The organism is Enterococcus sp. 12C11_DIV0727, from assembly GCF_002148425.2.
In the GTDB taxonomy this organism is placed as follows: Bacteria; Bacillota; Bacilli; order Lactobacillales; family Enterococcaceae; genus Enterococcus_L; species Enterococcus_L lemimoniae.
Genome location: NZ_CP147248.1, coordinates 824,479 through 847,046, shown reverse-complemented (window position 1 = coordinate 847,046; position 22,568 = coordinate 824,479). Strand labels below are relative to the sequence as shown.

The 22,568-nt window shown below is 35.6% G+C and carries 20 protein-coding genes, 1 other RNA gene and 3 pseudogenes; 18 read left to right on the top strand and 6 right to left on the bottom strand.

The annotated features are described in order from the left end of the window. Positions 1 to 16: 16 nt before the first annotated feature. The 10 genes and pseudogenes from A5866_RS04140 (at position 17) to A5866_RS04095 (ending at position 9,790) form a co-directional block, all read left to right on the top strand. Positions 17 to 658 (top strand): L-fuculose-phosphate aldolase, encoded by a 642-nt coding sequence (locus tag A5866_RS04140; protein WP_086279202.1) that lies wholly within the window; start codon positions 17 to 19, stop codon positions 656 to 658. A gap of 25 nt (positions 659 to 683) precedes the next feature. Then, positions 684 to 1,388, top strand: a complete 705-nt coding sequence (locus tag A5866_RS04135; RefSeq protein WP_086279203.1) for an SIS domain-containing protein — start codon at positions 684 to 686, stop codon at positions 1,386 to 1,388. A gap of 633 nt (positions 1,389 to 2,021) precedes the next feature. Next, entirely contained in the window at positions 2,022 to 3,245 is a 1,224-nt protein-coding gene (gene arcA / locus A5866_RS04130) for an arginine deiminase (protein WP_086444299.1), read from the top strand. 426 nt (positions 3,246 to 3,671) lie between these two features. Then, a pseudogene (gene argF / locus A5866_RS04125) lies at positions 3,672 to 4,693 on the top strand (ornithine carbamoyltransferase). 37 nt (positions 4,694 to 4,730) lie between these two features. Further along, a pseudogene (gene arcC, locus A5866_RS04120) lies at positions 4,731 to 5,669 on the top strand (carbamate kinase). A gap of 66 nt (positions 5,670 to 5,735) precedes the next feature. After that, positions 5,736 to 6,428, top strand: a complete 693-nt coding sequence (locus A5866_RS04115; protein ID WP_086444300.1) for a Crp/Fnr family transcriptional regulator — start codon at positions 5,736 to 5,738, stop codon at positions 6,426 to 6,428. Positions 6,429 to 6,463: 35 nt separating this feature from the next. Next, positions 6,464 to 7,969, top strand: a complete 1,506-nt coding sequence (locus A5866_RS04110; protein ID WP_086444301.1) for a YfcC family protein — start codon at positions 6,464 to 6,466, stop codon at positions 7,967 to 7,969. 22 nt (positions 7,970 to 7,991) lie between these two features. Beyond that, positions 7,992 to 8,456: an arginine repressor gene (gene argR, locus A5866_RS04105; RefSeq protein ID WP_086444302.1), complete on the top strand. Its 465-nt coding sequence runs from the start codon at positions 7,992 to 7,994 to the stop codon at positions 8,454 to 8,456. A 443-nt stretch (positions 8,457 to 8,899) separates the two neighbouring features. Then, a complete protein-coding gene (locus A5866_RS04100) occupies positions 8,900 to 9,238 on the top strand; it encodes a hypothetical protein (RefSeq protein ID WP_140335125.1) in 339 nt (112 codons plus the stop codon). A gap of 351 nt (positions 9,239 to 9,589) precedes the next feature. Then, positions 9,590 to 9,790, top strand: coding sequence for a cold-shock protein (locus A5866_RS04095; protein ID WP_010772775.1), 201 nt, complete (start codon positions 9,590 to 9,592; stop codon positions 9,788 to 9,790). A 606-nt stretch (positions 9,791 to 10,396) separates the two neighbouring features. Here the strand turns inward: A5866_RS04095 and A5866_RS04090 are convergent. Continuing rightward, positions 10,397 to 11,760, bottom strand: a pseudogene (locus A5866_RS04090) (TrkH family potassium uptake protein). Positions 11,761 to 12,023: 263 nt separating this feature from the next. Between A5866_RS04090 and treP the strand changes: the two are divergent. Both treP and A5866_RS04080 read left to right on the top strand, forming a co-directional pair. Further along, on the top strand, positions 12,024 to 13,490 hold the full coding sequence (gene treP / locus A5866_RS04085; protein ID WP_086444304.1) for a PTS system trehalose-specific EIIBC component: 1,467 nt from the start codon (positions 12,024 to 12,026) through the stop codon (positions 13,488 to 13,490). Between the two features lie 722 nt (positions 13,491 to 14,212). Next, positions 14,213 to 15,217, top strand: coding sequence for a nucleoid-associated protein (locus A5866_RS04080; protein WP_086444305.1), 1,005 nt, complete (start codon positions 14,213 to 14,215; stop codon positions 15,215 to 15,217). 42 nt (positions 15,218 to 15,259) lie between these two features. Here A5866_RS04080 and A5866_RS04075 read toward each other — a convergent pair whose 3' ends face one another. After that, on the bottom strand, positions 15,260 to 15,616 hold the full coding sequence (locus A5866_RS04075) for a YxeA family protein (RefSeq protein ID WP_086444306.1): 357 nt from the start codon (positions 15,614 to 15,616) through the stop codon (positions 15,260 to 15,262). 179 nt (positions 15,617 to 15,795) lie between these two features. Between A5866_RS04075 and A5866_RS04070 the strand changes: the two genes are divergently transcribed. Then, positions 15,796 to 16,500: a zinc metallopeptidase gene (locus A5866_RS04070; RefSeq protein ID WP_086279211.1), complete on the top strand. Its 705-nt coding sequence runs from the start codon at positions 15,796 to 15,798 to the stop codon at positions 16,498 to 16,500. An 84-nt stretch (positions 16,501 to 16,584) separates the two neighbouring features. Beyond that, entirely contained in the window at positions 16,585 to 16,920 is a 336-nt protein-coding gene (locus A5866_RS04065) for a hypothetical protein (protein WP_086444307.1), read from the top strand. Positions 16,921 to 17,089: 169 nt separating this feature from the next. Here the strand turns inward: A5866_RS04065 and A5866_RS04060 are convergent, their stop codons facing one another. After that, positions 17,090 to 17,953 (bottom strand): helix-turn-helix domain-containing protein, encoded by an 864-nt coding sequence (locus tag A5866_RS04060; protein WP_086444308.1) that lies wholly within the window; start codon positions 17,951 to 17,953, stop codon positions 17,090 to 17,092. A 69-nt stretch (positions 17,954 to 18,022) separates the two neighbouring features. Here A5866_RS04060 and tadA point away from each other — a divergent pair, with 69 nt between their 5' ends. The 4 genes from tadA (at position 18,023) to A5866_RS04040 (ending at position 19,466) form a co-directional block, all read left to right on the top strand. After that, positions 18,023 to 18,535 carry a tRNA adenosine(34) deaminase TadA gene (tadA, locus tag A5866_RS04055; protein WP_086444309.1) on the top strand — a complete coding sequence of 171 codons (513 nt, stop codon included), beginning with the start codon at positions 18,023 to 18,025 and terminating at the stop codon, positions 18,533 to 18,535. A 39-nt stretch (positions 18,536 to 18,574) separates the two neighbouring features. Continuing rightward, positions 18,575 to 18,661: signal recognition particle sRNA small type (ffs, locus tag A5866_RS04050), an RNA gene on the top strand. 152 nt (positions 18,662 to 18,813) lie between these two features. Continuing rightward, complete coding sequence (locus A5866_RS04045; protein WP_254907274.1) at positions 18,814 to 19,098, top strand: hypothetical protein; 285 nt, start codon at positions 18,814 to 18,816, stop codon at positions 19,096 to 19,098. Positions 19,099 to 19,169: 71 nt separating this feature from the next. Beyond that, a complete protein-coding gene (locus A5866_RS04040; protein WP_086279215.1) occupies positions 19,170 to 19,466 on the top strand; it encodes a putative quinol monooxygenase in 297 nt (98 codons plus the stop codon). Between the two features lie 87 nt (positions 19,467 to 19,553). Here the strand turns inward: A5866_RS04040 and A5866_RS04035 are convergent, their stop codons facing one another. The 3 genes from A5866_RS04035 to A5866_RS04025 form a co-directional block, all read right to left on the bottom strand. Next, positions 19,554 to 20,099: a DUF5067 domain-containing protein gene (locus A5866_RS04035; RefSeq protein WP_086279216.1), complete on the bottom strand. Its 546-nt coding sequence runs from the start codon at positions 20,097 to 20,099 to the stop codon at positions 19,554 to 19,556. Between the two features lie 451 nt (positions 20,100 to 20,550). Further along, entirely contained in the window at positions 20,551 to 21,354 is an 804-nt protein-coding gene (locus A5866_RS04030; RefSeq protein ID WP_086444310.1) for a TPM domain-containing protein, read from the bottom strand. After that, positions 21,351 to 22,523, bottom strand: a complete 1,173-nt coding sequence (locus A5866_RS04025) for an ATP-binding protein (RefSeq protein ID WP_086279218.1) — start codon at positions 22,521 to 22,523, stop codon at positions 21,351 to 21,353. The genes A5866_RS04030 and A5866_RS04025 overlap by 4 nt, the downstream gene beginning before the upstream one ends. Between the last annotated feature and the right edge of the window lie 45 nt (positions 22,524 to 22,568).

Sequence of the window (22,568 nt, the reverse complement as noted above, 5' to 3'; positions counted from 1 at the left end):
GATTGGAAGTCACAAAATGCAAATGAATGAAGAAAGAAGTAAACTAATTGCTTATGGGAAAAAATTAATTCAAGACAACTATACTCTGGGAACGGGTGGTAATCTAAGTATCTTTAATCGTGAAAAAAGACAAATGTTGATCACACCGTCTGGTATCCCTTTTCCAGAAATCACCGAATCAGATTTAGTCTTGATGACGTTAGATGGTACAGTTGTAGAAGGCACGAAAAAACCGTCTAGTGAGTGGGTTATGCATAAAATTTTTTATGAAAAAAGAGCTGATTTAAACTGCATGATCCATGCACATACGATTTACTCAACGGTTCTCGCTGAATTACGCTGGAATCTACCAGCAACACACTATATGATTGCTGTCGCAGGTCCTGATGTGCGTTGCGCTGAATATGCTAGCTATGGAACACCAGAACTAGCTGAAAATGCTTATACTGCTATGGAAGATCGGAAAGCTGTTTTATTAGCAAATCATGGTATTTTAGTTGGACACAAAGATATTGAAAATGCCTACAATGTTTTAGAGGAAGTAGAATATTGCGCCAATATTTATTACCGAGCTAAAAGTATTGGAGAACCAGTTGTGTTAGATGATGCTGAAATGTTACGGATGGCGACTAAATTTCAATCATACGGACAAATTTAAAGGAAATACGAGGGAGGATTAATGGATGAGTCTGACATTTTTTGATGAATGCCGAAAATTAACAGAGCTACTAGAAGTACAAGAACAAGAGCATATAACAAAAGCGGCAGAATTAGTTGCGGAAGGAATTATGAATGGTGGTGTTACGCAAGCATTTGGTAGTGGTCATTCATACGCAGGCGCGCTTGAGATAAGTGGACGTGCTGGAGGACTGATCCCTTCTAAAACAATTATGGATCCGGCTGGCGGAATGTATGAACAGTTTGAAGGGGTAGGAAAAATGTTGGGGCATAAAATGATGATTGCGCCCAATGATGTATTTTTTCTGATTTCCAATTCTGGTCGTAATCCAATGAGTATCGAATTAGCGGAAATAATCAAAGAACACGGGAATAAATTGATTGTGGTGACGGCACTAGATGTTTCCAAAAAATCAAGTTCACGGCACAGTAATGGAAAAATGTTATACGAATATGCTGACGTGGTTTTAGACAACCACTCGATTGAAGGAGATGCAGCTTTATCTGTAGCAGGATTGACGACCAAAGTTTGTGGAACTTCTTCATTTGCAGCGACCTTATTGCTACAGCAAACAATGTACCAAGCCTTTGAGCTGATGATCAAACGAGATTTTGTTCCGCCGGTGTATAAGAGTGCCAATATTGACGGAGGCATGGAATATAATTTGACGATTGAAAAACAATATGCGGATCGGATTTTTCATATTTAGCTAAAAAAATAGATGAAAATAAATCGAAACAGAGGAAGTTATCTATTGATTCTAAAAAATCGAAAGTACTTATTTTAGATGTTAAAATTGGTTCAAGTAAAGATATCAAATCATCTGTAAAGTCAACAACGAATGATAAAGCACCTTAATAGAAAAAGAAAAAAAGTTTCACCCAATCTATGTTAAAGATGGGTGGAGCTTTTTTATGTGTAGCTAATTTATATCTAAGTCACGTTAATCGCTATAAAATAAAAAGACGTTTGATACTTGTGAAGGGAAAATAACTCACAGAAATTAAATAGAAAGTTATATTCGACTGTGCGAAAAGTAAAAATACGATAACAGCTTTTTAGTATCACTATTGAGTCAAGGATGAGAAAATAGTGATACTAAAAAGCTACTAATAGAACACCTAGTAAATTTTTTTTAATAAAAAGCCTGTATATTCTCGAAAAAATAGGATAAGTATAAATTTAACTAGTTCAGATTTCCCTCTCAATTTAAATGTATGAAAAAATATGCATCATTTTTGCATAATGAGGTTATCTTAGTCTTTTGAATTTGAAAAACACTAAGAAGAGAACGCTATCATTTTGTTACGCTAATAACGAACCAAAAGAAGGAGGTATTTTGATGAAGAATCCAATTAATATTTTTTCTGAAATTGGAAAATTGAACACAGTAATGCTCCACAGACCAGGAAAGGAATTAGAAAATTTAATGCCAGATTATCTGGAATCACTTCTTTTTGACGATATTCCCTTTTTAGAACAAGCCCAAAAAGAACATGATTTTTTTGCAGAAACGTTAAGACTAAAAGGTGTAGAGGTTTTATATTTGGAAGACTTAGCGGCAGAATCATTAACAGAGCAAACGATCAAAGACCAGTTTATTACTGAATACCTAATTGAAGCCGATATCAAAGAAGAACGAACCAAACAGTTTTTACAAGAGTTTTTACAATCTATTCCTGACGGGAGAGAACTGATTGATAAGACAATGGCAGGAATCCAAAAGTCAGAGCTGGCTACCTTGAAACAAAATAGTTTATCTAATCTTGCTGACACGCATTATCCATTTATTATCGATCCAATGCCCAATCTATATTTTACTCGTGACCCATTTGCAACGATCGGTCATGGTGTTTCACTAAATCGGATGTACTCAGTTACTAGAAGAAGAGAAACATTGTATGGTAAATATATTTTTGGTCATCATCCAATGTTCAAAACGGCTCAAGTACCAATGGTCTACAGTCGCGATGAAAATACTCGTATTGAAGGCGGCGATGAACTGATTTTATCCAAAAAATTAATTGCCGTTGGGATTTCTCAGCGAACAGACGTGGTTTCTATTGAAAAACTAGCTAGAAATATTTTTGAACAAGAGTTAGGCTTTGAACGAGTTTTAGCCTTTGATATTGGTGAAGAGCGTAAGTTCATGCATCTGGATACCGTATTTACAATGGTCGACCATGACAAATTTACGATCCACCCCGAAATTGAAGGGAACTTAACGATTTACTCAATTTCTCAAGGAAAAGATGGTTTAGTCATTTCCGAAGAAACAGATACCTTAGAACATATTCTATGCAAATATTTAGAGCTAGATCATGTGACTTTGATCCGTTGTGGCGGAGGAAATCCTACTGCCGCAGCACGAGAACAATGGAATGATGGTTCGAATACACTTGCAATTGCACCTGGAGAAGTAGTGGTTTATGACCGCAATACGGTTACAAATCAAAAATTAGAAGAAGCAGGCGTTAAGCTAAATTATATTCCTGGCAGTGAACTGGTTCGTGGACGTGGTGGACCTCGTTGTATGAGTATGCCGTTTGATCGGACAGATATTTAATTGAGCTTATTACGCTTTTGCTTTAAAACATGCCGAGAAACATGCCAAGAAACACAACGAAGAAATGAGTTGATGTTGATTGGTACAAGTTGACTGAAAGGAACGTTGCTTCCATTAGTTGTTTTTATGTTGAAAAGTACAAGGTATAGCGAAACGGAACATTGTTACCATATCTAGCTGCACAAATTAATCCTTATGAAAATAGATAAATTGTCAGTGAAACAAAGAACGTTTCAAAGCCAATTTCCTAATTTTCTACAGGATTTACCGATTTGTTCCGCTTTTAAAACTATCTAGCTTCGCGAAACAGTTCCCTCAACAATTAAATAAATCATCTGAAAGACCAAAAACATCTTTAAGCTGATTTCCTAAATTGTTCAGGAACTTAGCGTTTTGCTACGCTTTTAAAATTAGGAGGAAACTATTATGACAGATTCAGTATTTAAAGGACGTAGTTTATTAGCAGAAAAGGATTTTACAAAGGAAGAGTTAAACTATTTGATCGATTTTTCTATTCATTTAAAAAAATTAAAAAAACAAGGAATTCCTCATCATTATCTTGAAGGGAAAAACATTGCGTTACTGTTTGAAAAAACATCTACCCGAACTCGTTCAGCCTTTACAACGGCATCAATTGATTTAGGAGCGCATCCTGAATTTTTAGGGAAAAATGACATTCAATTAGGGAAAAAAGAGTCAGTAGAAGATACTGCGAAGGTTTTAGGTAGTATGTTTGATGGGATTGAATTTAGAGGATTCAGTCAACAAGTTGTGGAAGATTTGGCTAAATATTCTTGTGTGCCCGTTTGGAATGGTTTGACAGATGAATGGCATCCAACTCAAATGATCGCAGATTATATGACCATTAAAGAAAATTTTGGGACACTTGAAGATGTTACACTGGTTTACGTTGGCGATGGGCGGAATAATATGGCCAATAGTTTACTAATAACTGGGGCTATTTTAGGGGTTAACGTTAGAATCTGTGCGCCTGAATCACTATTTCCAGAGGAATCTGTTGTGGCCTATGCGAAAAAATTTGCAGCTGGATCAGGTAGTGAGATCATGATTACTGATGATGTGGCACAAGGAGTTCAAGGAGCCAATGTTCTTTATACGGATGTCTGGGTTTCAAAGGGCGAAGAAGATAAATTTGAAGAACGGGTTCGTTTATTAAAAGATTATCAAATCAATATGGAAATGGTTAATAAAACAGGTAACGCGCAAGGAAAACTAATCGTTCTTCACTGCTTGCCAGCGTTCCATGATGCTACGACGGAATACGGTCAAATGGTCAAGGAAAAATTTGGTATCAGCGAAATGGAAATCACCGATGAAGTGTTTAGAAGTCAATACGGCAGACAATTTGAAGAAGCTTTAATAGAATGCATTCTATTAAAGCAATCATGGCAGCAACGCTAGGGAATCTTTTTATTCCTAAGGTTTAAGAAAGAAAAGACTGATTAAACAGGAAGCAGGGATTTTATGGAAAAGCCAACAATTGTTATCGCATTGGGTGGCAATGCGATTTTATCGACAGATGCAAGTTCCACAGCGCAACAAAAAGCGTTGCTTTATACAGCGAAACAGCTAGTCAAATTAATTCAAAAAGGCTATCAAATCGTGATTTCTCATGGTAATGGTCCTCAAGTGGGGAACTTATTGATTCAACAACAGGTAGCTGATTCAAAAGAAAACCCAGCAATGCCCTTAGATACCTGTGTTGCTATGACCCAAGGAAGTATTGGGTATTGGTTAAAAAATGCCTTATTAAAAGAGTTGGAAGCGGCTGTTCTAAAAAAAGAAGTAGCAACCTTGATCACACAAACTGTTGTTTCAGAAAATGATCCAGCGTTCCAAAATCTAACTAAACCAATTGGGCCATTTTTAACGGAAGCAGCAGCACAAACACTAATGAATGAAACGAATACTTTATATAAAGAAGATGCTGGTCGTGGTTGGCGCAAAGTGGTGCCTAGTCCAAAACCTTTATCCATCCAAGAACATCAGATCATCAAAACCTTGATTGCAAATAAGATTATTACGATTTGCGGGGGAGGCGGTGGAATTCCTGTTGTCGGTAAAGAATTAACGGGAGTAGAAGCAGTGATCGATAAAGATTTTTCTTCATAAAAAATAGCCGAGCTAACCGATGCAGATTTATTTGTTATTCTAACTGGGGTTGAAAATGTTGCGATTAATTTTGGCAAAAAAGACGAACAAAAACTAAAAAAAGTAACGGTTAAAGAATTAGAAAACTATATCAAACAAGGACAATTTGAACCTGGAAGTATGCTTCCTAAAGTAGAAGCGGCTATTCAATATGTTAAAGCAAAACCGCTGAATAAAGCGGTGATCACGTCGCTAGAAAAACTAAGTGAGTTTGGCGAGCAAGAGGTGGGGACAGAAATCGTTTTTGAATAATTAAAACCACACTTCATTGAAGAGCATGAGTAGAAAAAATTATTGACTAAGTTGGAGTTGAAAAAAATGACAGTAATACAAGAGAATCAAGCACTTGAAGGATGCCAATATTTTTCCCTACTAAATGAAGAGGAAGCAGCCGTCATCCAAGAAAATTCATATTGTAGAGCCTACAAAAAAGGGCAAGTTCTTTTTGATGCTGGTGATGAGCGAAACCGGATGTTTATTTTGAAAAAGGGGCTTGTGAAATTTGAAAAAATTGATCAATCAGGTACACTTTTTTACTTAAACTTTGTGAAAGACAAAGCGGTTTTCCCGTTGACTGGACTTTTTACAGATGAAAACTATCATTTCTCTGCTATTGCCATTACCGATATCGAAGTGTGTTACATCTCAAGAAAAATTTTTGAAAAAGTGATACAGGGGAATAATCAGCAGTTGCTATTTTATTTTAATCAAGTCACTTTGGCATTAAAAAAGCATGTCCTTAAAATCGAAAGCTGTGTGACTTCTAGTGCATCCCAGCGTGTTAAAAATACGCTGGCGATTTTGATGCATGATTTAGGCGAAAAAAACTATTTTAATCAGGTTGTGATCCCCTATCCGATTTTAATGAATGATATTTCTCATAGCAGTGGCACAACCAGAGAAACAGCGTGCCTTGTAATAAAGAAATTGGTTAAAAAAAAGAAAATTCAGTATCTGCATAAAGAATTGATCTTTTTTGATCCAGCTTATTTTTCTTTGGATTATGACTAGTATTTCCCTGTATTTTTCTTCTTATGTTGAAAAGAATGGAAAAAACAGGAAAGGAAAAGTATGGTTCTCATACAGAAAAAAGAATAGAAAAAACAAAAAAGCAAAGACAGAAAAAATCCTTATCCTCCTTTAGTATTTTGTTTATTATAATCATTGCTTTGACTATTGTTTCTTGGTTTATAGCGGGAGAACGTTTTACACCAACAATTCCCTCAGGAGGAACAAAAGCCGTTGATCATGTGGTGGGGGCAAAAATCTCTGATTTAGTGATGTCACCGTTTAATGGCTTTAAAGATGCGATTGAGATTTGTGTTTTTATCTTAGTTTTAGGTGGATTTCTGAATATTCTTACTAAAACGGGTGCTTTAGAAGCAGGCATCCAACATGTAGTTCGTAAATTGAAAGGCAATGAGTTGATCATTATTCCGATTTTGATGGTGTTATTTTCGATCGGTGGCTCTACTTACGGGATGGCTGAAGAAACTTTACCCTTTTATGCACTGATCACCGCTACGATGGTTGCTGCAGGATTTGATACATTGGTGGCAGTGGGAACCGTTCTGTTAGGAGCAGGTTCTGGTGTGATCGGCTCAACGGTTAATCCTTTTGCGACAGGGGTTGCAATGGATGCACTAAAAAGTATCAATATCCAGCCTAACACTGGCGTGATTTTAATAATAGGCTTGATCTTATGGTTTACAACCACCTTATTCTCTATTTTTTATATGATGAAATACGCTAAAAAAGTCAAAGCAGATAAAGGGTCTACCTTACTTTCTTTACAAGAACAAAAAGATATGGAAGTGTATTTTGGACAAGATGAAAATAAAGAGTTGCCTTTTACCCAGAAGCATAAGCTAATACTAAGTATTTTCTCTTTTGGCTTTCTTGTGATGGTGGTCTCGTTGATTCCATGGGAGTCATTTGGTGTTCATATCTTTAATGGCTGGACAGCTTTTCTGACTGGAACTAGTTTTGGTCATTGGTATTTCGGTGATCTTGCTATGTGGTTTTTCTTGATGAGTTTAGTTATTGCAGTTGTCTATGGGCTATCAGAAAAACAAACGATCACAACCTTTATTGATGGAGTCAAAGATATTTTGTCCGTTGTGTTGATTATTGTAGTGGCTAGAGGTGCATCGATCTTGATGGCGACAACACACTTGGATTTATTTATCTTAGATAAATCTGCTTCTGCACTTCAAGGGCTGTCTCCAATTTTATTTGTGATCGGTGCGTATATTTTATATCTGCTGCTTTCATTTTTAATTCCATCAACTTCTGTATTAGCCTACGTTTCGATCCCAGTTATGGGAGGACTCGCCCATAATATCGGATTGAGTCCTGATGTGATAGTAATGATTTTTACAGCTGGTTGCGATTTGATCAATTTAATTACACCCACTTCAGGTGTGGTCATGGGCGGTTTGGAAATTTCTAAAATCGATTATTCGACATGGACTAAATTTATGCTAAAACCAATTATTATCATCAGTCTTATGAATCTATTGGTATTGATTGGTGCGATGTTGATGTTATAGAGAGCAAACTAGGAAGTGAAAAATGAATAAAGAGGAACGGCAAAAAATTATTAGACAACTGATTAGCCAAAATACGATTGAAACCCAAGAAGAGTTACTGGCTTTACTTAGCCGAAATGGTGTAAATGCCACACAGTCGACGATCTCTAGAGATGCTAAGGAATTATCAATTGTAAAAACCTATCAAGAAGATGGCGAAATCAAATATACCATTGTGGATCAAGCCTCAGAAAAAGATAGTGAGAAGAAACTACGTGAAGCGTTGCAAGGTTCATTAAAAAGGATCGAGCAAGTAGCGTTTATTGTATTGATTCATACTGAGAATGGCTTGGCAGATGTCATTACGAATTATATTGATGAAGTAAAATACGAAGAGATTGCTGGAACGATTGCTGGGAGTGATACGATCATTGTTATCACACATTCAGATAAAATGGCCCAAAGTTTTGTGAAGAAAATTGAACTACTTTTTAAGAGTAGAGAGTAATAGTAGCTATTGTACTTGATAGAATCAACTTTTTTCTCAATAGTTACTCAGATTTAGAGTGCGGAGCAAGACGAAATTTCGTTTGCCCGCACTCATTTTTATTTAGTGATTCAGTGTAGATGTTCAGATATACCTAAGAAATAGGTCTACCTATATGAAGTCTTTAAATTAGTAGACACAACTACACCTGTCAATTTATCCGTCTATGATGATGAATATAATCGCTTAAATTATGCAGAGATTTCAGTAAAAAGGGAAGAGAAAAAGGGAGATTCGATATGAAATATATTATTAAACAAAAATTGGTTGCTTTGAATCCAACATATGAAGTTTTGGATGCAGCAGGTAATGCACTATATAAAGTAAAAGGAAGTTTTTTGTGAAGAGAAAAATTTGAAATTACGGACCTAGAAGACCAAACGTTAGCTAAATGTGAGACGAATGTGAACTTTTTAAGTATCACTGGCTCATTTTTACGATATAATTTAAAAAAATATCATATTTCAGTACAGGTGCAAAAGGCCATTTCAATGTCGCGCTCATTGAATATCTTTAGTTATCAAATGAACGTCGATTCACCAATTGGGGAAGTCAAGTTAGGTTATGGCATGAAGGGTAGTCATCAATTTAGATTGAATGATAAGATTCTTTGTGATATTGACAAAAAGAAGTTAACAATAGGTGGAGATGAATACCATATTGAGATCGATGATACACAAGATCAGCACGTATTTTTACTCATAACCATTGCTTTGGATCGTATTTATTATACGAAAAAATAAGTTTTATAAAATATGTTTGCATGAATAGACTTTATATAGTAGACTGAACAAGTCTGAAAAATCAATACCTTAACAAATAACTATCCTTATCCCACTTCATTCGAGGTGGGATTTTAAGTTGATCCTAACGTAATAGGTGAAACAAGTCTGTAAACGTAAAATGAGTGTTCTCTCATAAATCGATAAAAATGTATACATTCATATCATTCCGTTGTACAATAACAAATGTAGTATAATTGTAATTTAAATTAATAGGTCATTTCATTCGTAAGGGTGTTTTAATTCCTCTTTTTTTATCACAAAGGTATTGCAAAAATTAATCGTGCTAAGAGCACTAGGAGGAACACATCTATGAATACAGGTACAGTGAAATGGTTTAACGCAGATAAAGGTTTTGGTTTTATTACTCAAGATAACGGAACAGATTTATTCGCTCACTTTTCAGCAATCCAAGGTGACGGATTCAAATCTTTAGACGAAGGCCAAAGCGTATCATTTGATATCGAAGAAGGTCAACGTGGACCACAAGCAACAAATATCGTTAAAAACTAATTGAAGACTTTCAGAACGATCCAATCATATTGGATCGTTTTTTTATTGTGATCATTTCATATTGATCACAATTTAATAAAATAATAAAAATAAATTGATATTTAAAAATAATATTTTTTTGAGTTGCTTATGTGATAAATCTACTTAATTTAAATTTTGCGAGGGTTATTAGTTGAAATTTTAGTTAATTGAAGTTATCATACTGTTATACCAACAACAACCCTTTTTATTTTTTCATTTTACTCTTCTAGAGTAAAACTCCTTTTCCCACTTTCAATAGAAAGTGGGATTTTTATTATTCTAGAAGATTATTTAAATGAGATTTCATTTTTATTGTAAATAAAGGAAACGTTCTAATCATTTTTTTAAAACAATAGTGATTATCCAAGGGATATTAGTTGATAATAATTTAAAAAAATAGTATTATACACTCATACCAACAACAACCCTTTTTATTTTTTCATTTTACTCTTTTGAGTAAAACTCCTTTTCCCACCTTCAATAGAGGGTGGGATTTTTTATTTAGATAGTAAATAGGATAAAGAAAAAGAGTTTGGAGCCTAACTCAAAAAGTTAGGCTCCAAACTCTTTTTTCCATGTCTTCATTTATCCAATCATAACACTTTCATCTGGGTACTTAAATTTAGCTTGCTGCTTTTGGAATTTTGTCAGCAATGAAAAACCAATTGTATAAATTCCTACTCGACCAATATACATCAATAACATAATGATAATTTTTCCGGCGATAGACAAGTCAGGTGTTAAGCCCATAGTCAGTCCTACCGTGCCGAAAGCCGAAAATACTTCAAACGCAACGTATTCTATTCCAGAAGATTCTGGTATATTTTCTGTGATTGTTAAAAGCATGATCGACAGAACGCATAAAGTCAGGGTGATGAAAAATAGGGTCAATGCACGAAATACTGTGCTATTTCTGATTGTTCGACCTTGAAATTCTGCGCGTGTTCGACCTTTGAAAATCGATACGATTTGAATAACTAAAACTGCAAATGTAGTTGTTTTTAGACCACCAGCGGTAGAGCCAGATGTTCCACCAACATACATTAGAAAAATGGTTGTGATCAAGCCGGCATTGGTCATCTGTATATAATCAATTGAATAATACCCTGCGGTTCTTGGTGTCACGGACATGAAAAAGGTATTCGCTAGTCGTTCAAAAAAACTTGTTCCTGTTGTTAGGTTGCTTGCATTGTGCTCTGTAAGGAAAAAGATAATAAAAGCGCCAACCAATAAAGAAGCAGTCGTAATCAGAGCAATCTTTGTGTGCAAGGAAAATTTCCGTTTCTCTTTAAAACGTAGTAAATCTTGCCAAACGATAAAACCTAGGCCACCAGAAATAATTAAAGCCCCAATAACGAGTAAAACGTAAGGCTTTGTTTGATAAGGTGTTAAACTATCTCCTAATAAATCAAATCCCGCATTACAAAAACTGGAAATAGAGTGAAATAGTCCAAAGAAGAGTCCTTTTCTCCACCCAAATTCAGGGACAAATTCAATTGAAAGCAATATGGCACCAGCTAATTGAATGATTGCCGCTAATTTAACCACATACATCATTAGACGAAATGCTCCAGACATATCATCCAGATTGAGAGCTTCTCGTAATAATATCCGCGTACTCAATGTTATTTTTCATCGTAAAAAAAATACAAAATCACGGGCATCGTCATAAACCCTAAGCCGCCAATTTCAATTAGGATCATAATAACCAATTGACCATAAGCATTCCAATGTAAAGCGGTATTAAGTGTGGTCAAGCCAGTGACGCAAACGGCAGAAACAGCAGTGAATAGTGCATCAATAAAAGGTGTGGCATTACCACTACGTGAGAAAATCGGTAGTGATAGAAGCGTTCCTCCAACAAAAATCAGTACAATAAATCCTAATGCCAATACTTGAACAGCTGACAAGCGTTTTTTTAATTTACTAGCAAGTTTATTTTTTTTCATTTTTTCCTCAGTCAAAATAACTACTTTTGAGCAGCCATTTCATTTTTTATTTGATAAATCCAAGTGTACCATTTTGCGAAGTATTTTCTAATAATTTGAAAATGAGAGGCGTACTTTGTATATCCAATTTGTAACCTAGATTCTATTTGCGAATAAAAAAAATGATTTTTTAAAAAGAAAACGCTTGTAAAAAATGAAATAATAAAGTATTATACAAATACAGATTAATTGTATATACAAGTTACACGAGAGGAGCAAAGGAAATGGGTAAGTTTCAAGAAGATGCAAAAAAACTGTTAGAGGATGTAGGGGGCAAGGAAAATATTGCTGCGGTTTCACACTGTGCAACACGGATGCGTTTTGTGCTTAATGATCCTAGTAAAGCGGATACGACAGCGATCGAAAAAATTCCATCTGTAAAAGGTACGTTCACAAATGCTGGACAGTTTCAAGTTATTATTGGTAACGAAGTCCCTCAGTTTTATAATGAGTTTTCTGCTATTTCAGGACTTGAAGGCGTTTCCAAAGAGCAGGGGAAAGCGGCAGCCAAACAAAATCTTAATCCCGTCCAACGAGCGATTTCTGTTTTAGCTGAAATTTTTACACCGCTGATTCCGGCTTTGGTTATTGGTGGATTGATTCTTGGATTTAGAAATGTATTGGAAGGGATTCCATTTGGCTTTTTGGATGGTCAGAAGATTGTTGAAGTTTCACAATTTTGGAGTGGAGTGAACTCATTTTTATGGTTGATTGGTGAAGCCATTTTCCAATTCTTGCCAGTGGGTATTACTTGGAGTATTACTAAAAAAATGGGAACCACTCAAATTCTGGGGATTGTTTTAGGGATTACGTTGGTATCACCGCAATTATTAAATGCTTATTCTGTAGCAAGTACAGCCGCCGCTGATATTCCATTTTGGGATTTTGGGTTTGCTCAAGTAAATATGATTGGGTATCAAGCACAAGTTATCCCAGCGATGTTAGCTGGATTTTTACTAGCCTATTTAGAAATATTTTTCAGAAAAGTTATTCCCCAAGCCGTTTCAATGATTTTTGTCCCACTCTTTGCCTTAGTTCCAACCGTCATTGCAGCACATGTGATTTTAGGCCCAATTGGTTGGACGATCGGCAGTTGGATTTCAGATATCGTTAATGCAGGTTTAACCTCTTCGCTTAATTGGTTGTTTGGTGCAGTCTTTGGTTTCATGTATGCGCCGTTGGTTATTACAGGGTTGCATCATATGACGAATGCAATCGATTTACAATTGATTGCTGATTTTAAATCAACAAATTTGTGGCCAATGATCGCATTATCGAATATTGCCCAAGGTTCTGCCGTATTGGCTGTTGTCTTTATGCATAGAGGGAATAAGGAAGAGGAGCAAGTTTCGATTCCTGCAATGATTTCATGTTATTTAGGTGTTACTGAGCCCGCGATGTTCGGGATTAATTTGAAGTATATTTATCCATTTGTGGCTGGAATGATTGGATCTGCTTGCGCCGGGCTGTTTTCTACACTGTTTGATGTTAAAGCAATCAGCATCGGTGTTGGCGGCTTGCCGGGTATCTTATCGATTGTTCCACAATACTACGTGCCATTTTTAGGAGCCATGCTGATTGCTGTAGTTGTTCCATTCATTTTAACTTACATTTTTAGAACGAAAGGCATTTTCAACAAAATAGATCCTGTTGACGAAGCGACTGGGAAATTATTTGTTGAAGAAAACTAAATGAATAGTTTTAGATAAAATTGTTCTATGATTTGCTAAAGCAAGACAAGAAGTTGTTGTCTTGCTTTTTTTAAGATGAATCTTATTCGTGATAAAAAGAATCACAAAGAAGATTCCCTATTTTTCTGTCAGAGCTGAACAAGCTCATTCCGCTTTTCTTGATCCAGCTATACACATTAGATCCTTCAGAGATAACGAAAAAGAATTCACAAGGGAAAGCACCCTGTTAAAATTATTTCTCTTATATCACTCAGGATCTGAGCAAACGTGTTCCGCTTTTCTACTGATCCAGCTATACACGTTAAATCCTTCGGTGATAACGAAAAAGAATTCACAGGGAAAAGCACCCTGTTAAAATTTTTTTCTTATATCACTCAGGATCTGAACAAACGTGTTCCGCTTTTCTGCTGATCTAGTTGCACAAATCAGCCTTTGAGGAAAATAGATAATCCTCACATGGAACAAGAAGCGTTCCACATTCAGATTCCTAATTTTCTCCAAGGCTAAGCGATTTGTTCCGCTTTTCTGCTAATCCAGCTACACACGTTAGATCCTTCGGTGATAACGAAAAAGAATTCACAGGGAAAAGCACCCTGCTAAAATTATTTTTCTTATATCACTCAGGATCTGAGCAAACGTGTTCCGCTTTTCTAATAAAAATAGTTGGCTTTTTTGGTTCTTTCGGGTAGACTAAATAGGGCTTAAGAAAAGGGAGAATGACTATGGATATTTATTTAAAAAGTGCTATTTTACACATTATTGATCGTGAAACGGGAACTCCGGTGTTTTCAGCAAAGGAATTAGATTTAACGACTGAATACATTCGGGTTTATTTAACAAGTAAAATAACAAAACTTTCAACGGCTCAAACAAAAACTGGGATCTTGGCAGAGAAGAGCGGGTTTGTTGATAAAATGCGAGGAATTCCAAATGACTTTGTTCAAAAAAGTCAGCAATTAGCTCAGCATTGGTATGATGTTTATTCTGGTAGTGAGGATGCACCAAGTGCGGATGTCCTGTTCATTTTATATGAGTTAGATACTGTGATGCACTTAGGAATGATCAAACTAAATTATAAAGAAAGCTACACTCATTATGTGGACTACGAAGATGAAGCGGTCTACAATAAATTAATTATCAATCGAGCGATTTTACCTTCAAAATCGCAAAAACCAGATGAGGGGATGACCGTTAATCTTGATACTTTAGCCTATGAGCTACTAGAGAAACGTTATGAATTTTCTGGTGAAAAAGTTTGGTACTTCTCGGAAAAAGTTATTGAATCACAACCGGCACCTTCTATAGAAGAAAATATGAAGGAAATCAAAAAAGCAGTAAAACGAATCGGAAAAAAATTCAACGAAGATGAGTTTGAATTGATCGCTTCTGTAAAAGAAGCTGTTTATGAAAGTATTGAAGAAACAGGAACGATCGACAATGAGCAAGTAGCAGAGTTAGTTTTCAAAGAGAATATTTCTGCACGGATGGCGTATCAAGATGAAGTCAATGAATCAAAATTTGTCGACAAAACACCCCCTGTTCGTGAAGCAAGAGAAATTTCAGAGAAAAAATTTGGTAAGCAAAAACTGAAAATGAGCAATGGGATCGAACTAATTGTTCCACTTGAAGTATATCGAAATGGGGATTTAATTGAATTTGTTAATAATCCAGATGGTACAGTATCGATTGTTTTGAAAAATATTGAAAAAATCAGTAACCAATTGTAATAAAAAAGCCTTTCATCAAAATCGATGAAGGGCTTTTTAAGTTTAGTTAGTCAGTTGTTTAAGGGCTTTTTCAGGTATGGTTGATTCAGATACTTCTTCCCAGCTGAGTACTCCTTTTCTAGGATTGACTTTTAACTTTAAATACGCATTGATTCGTAATGGTTGATCTCTAATTTCTCTCATAGTTTGAACGCTTTTTTCACCTTTTTTATCAAATGCGGTTTGCGTATAATTATATTCTGTATATTTTTCACCAGTATCAAATTTCCCTGATTTTATTTCTGTTGGTGTACCAACACGAGTATAGTAATCTTTTCCACCAAAATAATAATTATAACCAAACCAGACACCAGCAGTTAAAACAATGAATGGTAGGATAAATAATAGTAATTTTTTCATTATAGTCACCTCTTCCCTAGTATGCCCTTTTTTAGAGGAGGATGCCATTGAATTGTCTTAAATTAATGTGACAGTTTTGTTAGAGATTGAATCTTAGAGTTCATAATTTCGTCAAGTTATAGTTACACTTTTTTTAGAATCTCATGATACAATATAGAAAAGAATAAGGGGGAATAAAAATGATGCCTTTTTACGCAATATTTGATCCAACATATATTTTGGTGATTGTGGGATTGTTAATTTCAATGGCTGCATCAGCTTACGTAAATAGTACGTTTAAAAAATATGATAAAGTTCAAAGTAGAAATAATATAACCGGAACTAAAGCAGCACAATTTATTTTAGAAAAGGAACAAATCAACAATGTTGGGGTTCAACAAATAGCTGGAGACTTAACCGATAATTATAATTCCAACACTAAACTGTTGAGTTTATCTGAAGCAACGGCACAATCAACATCTGTTGCAGCGATTGGGGTTGCCGCTCATGAATGTGGGCATGCGGTGCAGGATCATACAGGCTATAGTCCGTTAAAAATTCGTGCAGCAATCGTACCTGTCGCGAACTTTGGTTCTGCTTTGTCATTTCCAATTATCTTAGTTGGTGTGTTGTTTAGCTGGAATCAAACATTGATCAATATCGGAATACTGGCTTTTTCATTGGCTTTGCTTTTCCAGTTGGTTACACTACCAGTAGAATTCAATGCCTCACGTAGGGCCTTAAAAATTCTATCAGATGGAAATATTTTGACAGAAGAAGAAGTACCGATGGCTAGAAAAGTATTATTTGCTGCTGCCTTGACTTATGTCGCTGCAGCATTAGCAACATTTTTACAATTACTTCGTTTGATTATTTTATTTGGCGGAAATAATCGCCGCGATTAAAAAACAACTAGTATTTTGTTTTATTACCTCAATTTTTAAGAGTGTGTTATCATAAGAATAGATAGTAAGAAGGAGCTGAAAAGCATGAAAACATCAACAAAAATAAGTATTGGTTTAAGTATTGCTGCAGTAGCAGGCCTATCAGTAGCAGTGATTGCTTCTGAGAAAATCGTCAAAAAAGTATATCATGTAACAAATCGTTGTAAAGCGAAAAAATTTGTGAATGATAAATTTGGCGGCAATGAAAAATTGCTAGGGATTGTAGATGATTTATCTGATGATGAGCTTGATTCTATGATGAATGTTTTAGGTAAAGTCAAAGACGGCAGAAAAAAAATCTCTTCTTACGGAGAATCTCTTAAAGACAATACAGAGAATTTAAAGGATCGTTTAGTTAGTTTCGTTGAAGAAATGATATAAAAGAAAAACGTGATTTAGGTATGATGACATTAAAAAAGAGGCTGGGACAGAAGTGTTTAATCCCGAGAAATAAGAAGGGATTGCTTCTGCTCCCGCCGTTTATCCGTATTTAGGGTGTGAAACAAAAGTGTTTTTTGCTTTTGTCCCACACCCTTTTGGTTTAACTAGCTTATTTTTTTTGTTTTGTAATTAATAAATAACAGAACACAAGATCGTCCATTTTCTTTAAAGAGAGACCTGTTTGCTCATAAAACTTTTCTAAACGATAATGAAGTGTATTGCGATGCATATATAGATCTTTGGCAGTAGAGCTGATATTTCCTTGATTGCGCCAAAGTGAAAGGATAAGCTGTTGAATCTCATTGGTCAAAACCAACTGCTTGTAAAATGTTTGGATAATGTTACTTTGTTTCATTGCTTCTTGGGTAAAATAATGTAAAGCCACATCTGGTAAAGCAAAAGTCGTTTTTCCACGAAGATATTCTGTTTCTTTTTTAAAGATTTGTTGCTCTTCTTCAAATAATGTAGGGAATGGTTCATGAGCCGAGAAAAAATTTCCTATAAAGGCGGTCGTCGAAGAATCAAAATCAGCATCTAAGGTTAAAAAGATACTTTGGAGTTCTTCTAAAGTATAATGATTTTTAGCATATTTCTCAATTAAAGCGCCATCATTCTCGCTAGTGAAAAAGAAGTCTACAAGATTAGGAAAGATTTCGGTAATACTATTTTCCCACTCTGCTTGTAAGAAAGCTTTGGGCTTTTTGAGCTGGATGTGGATTACTCGGAAATTCCCTACAAGGTTAAGAGAGCCTTGATTAAAAAGATAGTCATACCAAGGATGTTTTTTTGGATCCACAAAGGAATCTTTTACTGGGAAAAGCTTTTTTAATAGGCGAATTTCTGTTTCTTGTAATGAATCTTTAGGGAGTACAAAATATTTTCCATCTACAGGAAATGAAATGTTTTCGTTGGTTGCTTTTGTTTCTTGGATTTTTCCGAAAGGATATAGTTCAATTAATTCTTTAATAGTCATAGACACACCTCACTAGTTTATTGTACCATGAATAAGATAAAAGTATAAAGGATGAAAGGTGGAAATTGCTTGAATGAAAAAACGACCACTTTGACGATAGAAGAAAAAGAAATATTTATGTTAGAAGCAATCAAAGAAGCGAAGAAAGCGGAAGCAATCAAAGAAGTTCCTATTGGGGCGATCGTTGTTTTAGATGGACAAATCATCGGTCGGGGGCATAATCTTAGGGAAGAAAGCCAAGATGCTACTGCTCATGCTGAAATGTATGCTATCAAGCAAGCTTGCGCCGCAATTGAAAACTGGCGCTTAGAAAGAGCTCAATTATTTGTTACGCTAGAACCTTGTCCAATGTGCAGTGGTGCTATGATTCTTTCTAGAGTGGCTGAAGTTTACTATGGGGCTAACGATCCCAAAGGTGGGACTGCTGGAACCTTAATGAATTTATTATCCGATGAGCGATTCAATCATGTTGCTTATGTAGAATCTGGGATTTTAGAGCAAGAATGTGGAGACTTACTCTCAAGTTTTTTTAGAAAATTGCGGGAACAAAAGAAACTTTTAAAAAATCAAAAGAAAGACTAGCCAAGAATCAAAAAATACGGTATACTAAATCTTGCCGAAAGGCTAGGACAATGGTGGGCTTACGAAGCGTGTCAGATCCGGAAGGAAGCAGCACTAAGTAGGTGCCGCCATGTGTCTGATTGAAATAGTTTTAACCAATCAAGGCTGCTAGGCCTTTTTTATTTTGCTTAAAATAGTAAACGCCAGTATTGAAAAAAACTTTAAATCAAGTATAACAAACCAGAAAAAACGTGCTATTTCAATTTCATAAACAAGAGACTGGACATTGAAAATATTTCGTGTATCATAAAGCTATGGATACTCACATAGGATTACTAACCCATATCAAGGTGTTTAAAGAAAAGCCATATGCTATTACGGGAATGCTAATTTGGGAAAATGATGTTTGTATTAATTGTGTAATCAGAAACAAACCATTTGCCAAGTATGTGCTGTCGTTACCGATGCACCAATATGAAATCGAGGTAAAAGGAAACTATAATAGTAGAGGGCAATTTGATGTAAAACATATGCGCATCGTTAACATAGATAGCTATATTGCTTTGATAGGAACACCCGAATAAAAGATCACTAGCTTATAGTGATCTTTTATTTTATCTAAAAATCATTATTCAATAAGTAGGTGGGAAAGCGAATGTTAAAATTAATTACGGAAGATTATATCAAAGTAGAGTATATTTCAAAAGTGACACCGTTATACCAAGAATTAGTAGAGAAAACGAAACAAGAACCTCAATGTATTGCTTATGATTTATTCATTGATCAAACTGATCCCGGTCATTTTATTTTCATTGAAGAATGGCCGGATGAAGCTGCTTTAAACACTCATATTGAATCTGAGCATTTCAAAAGATTAGTACCACAAATCAATCAATTCATTCGAGAAGTAAATACATTTTTGCGCATGAAACCATTTTTGAGTGATAGTTGAGTTTTGTTTTTTGGACATGAAAAGGGTGTAGGACAAAAGTAAAGAACACTTTTATCCTACACCCTAAATTTGAGTAAACGGCGAAGTCTATTTTAAGTTGATTGTTTTTTCGCCAAGTTCTTTTCCAGCCATTCCTTGATTTGCTTTCAAAATAACAGGAGTTTCTGTGTCATCTAAATCATATGAGATAATGGCTTTAGCTGTACCGCCAGGTTTGATATCGTCTAATTGATGTTCCGTATACTCCGCAAATTTTTCATCTTGAGGTGTCATGCCGACATTCAATTTATTGATGGTGTCTGATCCTTCTTGCGTCAAGCCCATACAAGCAATCCAAACGGTGGAGGCTGAAATTGGCTCCTTACTATCATTGGTTACTTCATAGGTAATGGCTAATTGTGGTTTTTCTCTAAATAAGCTTTCGTCTGCAGGCAACACTTCCGTAGAAAGAATTTTTAATGTAGCCATTTCGATTTTTAACGTATCATCTTTAAAATAAACATCTTCAGCTTTTGTTTGAGAAGCTGAGGTGCTTTCATTTTTTTTGTTATCCGCAGAATCATTAGCTCCATTACAAGCAGCTAATGTTAATCCGCATACCGTTAAAACGCCTAAACTTAGTATTTTTTTCATTTATTATTTCCTCGCTTTATAAAATAATCGTTATCGAAGACCCGATCTCAATGGAAGCTAACTTATTTTGTTCGGGTTACTTGTCTATATACTACCTTGTATCTTGCTAAATAACAAGATACCATTTGGGGTTTCGCCTTATTTAGTATAAGAAAAGGATTCGTTTGTTTCTGGGGATTCTATACGTTTGTTTTATGGTTTACGATGTTTAGAGGAGGCAGGGGAGTGAATGAACGATTTAAATACGTGGTATTTTGCTACATTCACCAGAGAATAATCTTATTTTTAATCGAAATGGATAGGGAACAGGCACCTTTATTACTGTAGGATTTAATCCACAGGCAAAAGAAGATAATAGTATGATTGAGTTTACCAAATAGTTATTAGATATTCTGAGTTGAAAAAAATCCCTTGTCAAAGAGTGTGTTAAAGCACTTTAACAAGGGATTTTTTAAAAACTACGACCGCCGCCGCCAAATGTTCCACCGCCAGTTGAATGAGTGCTGCTTCCACCGCCGCCAGAGCCGCCATTAGAATTACTTCTAGGAATCCGCCGAGTCGTAACGAAAGAATTGATCAACGTATCATTTCTGCGAGTCAGATCAAGACTGGATTTCTCTCTGAAAGGGTATTTATAGGTACCAAATTTTAATTGATATTTTGAAATACTGACAGCAAAGAAAATACCACTTAAAACAATCGCTGCAACGAAGGAAATGATCATTTCAGTTGTGGTCAAGGCTTTATAACGAGTAATTTTCCCGGTTTCAGTATCCACTCGATAATGTCCTCCTGGAACCCCTTGATCAAAATAATCACTTGTATTTTCTAGAAAGCTTTGAGCTGCTTGAAAATAATTTCCGTTTTTCATGCTTGGTTCTATATCATCCAGTGTATTCTCGATCCTTTTGTCATCCAAGTAATCGATCATATTTCCTGATGTAGAAATAATGAACTTTCGTTGGTTCATATCAATGTAAAAAGTGACCCCGTTTTGATTTTTACCAATTCGATCGAGCATGTAATAATCCGCAAATCTCGTTGAGTCAAGATCATTGTCAGTATTTGTCACAATAAAGATACGTGCTTTTGTCTTGGCCTCGATTGGTCTAATTGCTTCTTTCAATTGTAAGACTTCTTCAGATGTTAAAAGTGAAGCCTGATCGTCAATTGAGTCATCTGCTGCTTGAGCCTTCATAGTAAAGCTGAATAATAGAAAAATAGCGGCAAGCAGACTAAAACAATATTTCCTCATATAAACCAACCTCCAATTAGAAAAAGAGCTAAGATTGAAGCGAAAACACCAAAAGTAAAGAGTCCCAACCGTCTATAGCTAACAGGTAAAATGCCACTGACTTTACCAGTTTGACCATTCATAGCATAATAATAGACTTTTTTTGACTGTTCATTACTGCGATAAGTTACTACCCAAATCGGCAATAGCATATAGTGATTTTCTTCGTTTTCTAATGAAATGTCTGTCCGTAATTTTGTTAAAGTGGTATAGCCGGAAGCTGTATCCCTTAGTAGGGATTCAGAGTAATCTTTTAATTCACTTTGGATTGCGTTTTGAATCGCATCGTATTCAATATCTCGTTTCTCCACCTGAAATCCAGCTAAATATTGACTTTTAAACGCGACTGCTTTATCTAATAAAAAAGGTTGGACGGCTTCGACCATTTTTTGTTGGACATTTTTAGAGAGAGCATTTTTGATCAATTCTTTAAACGAAAGCTTTCCCTGACGTTCAACATCGAATTGCTGGGTTTCCGTGTATTCAATGTCTCCAACACGCCAAATGCGAATCGTTGTCCCCATACCATTTAATTGACCATTGACCTTGGCATCGACAACCCAATAGGGGAAATAAACACCAGTCATTTTATCGATTTGTTCTTTATTGAAAAAGTCTTTTGGGATAAACCATTTCTTCTTTGTCCAAGCTAAAAATTTTTCTACGGCTTCCTCTTTTTCAATTGAGAAAGGCAGGACTTTTTCAGGTAGAAATTTGCCGCTTAATCGTCCTGACAAGACAACTGGGTTGTGACAATAGTAACAATAAGTAGCAGCAGTTGTTGCTTCTGTAACAATCTGAGCACCGCAACTGGGACAATCAAATAATTCCATTGCACCTTCTAGCGTATCTTCATTCATATCTTGGGTCCCAGTTGCTTCTTTGAATGCTGCTTTTTCTTCAGGTGTCATGCCTTCTGCTTGAGATTCTGACGAAAATGTTAGTTCTGGTTCAGGCACTTGAGCAGTATCGGCTTCTAAATGGGCATCTCGCTGTGCAGTTTCATAGGCAGTGACTTCATCTTCTGTATAGACACTTAAACAGTATTCACAGTGGAATTTTTGATCTTTTGGGTTAAATAGCAGTGGTCCACCACAGTTTGGGCATTTGTGTGTAAATGTATCCGTCATGACTAATCCTTTCTTTGACGTGTTGAAATAACAGAATTGCTTACT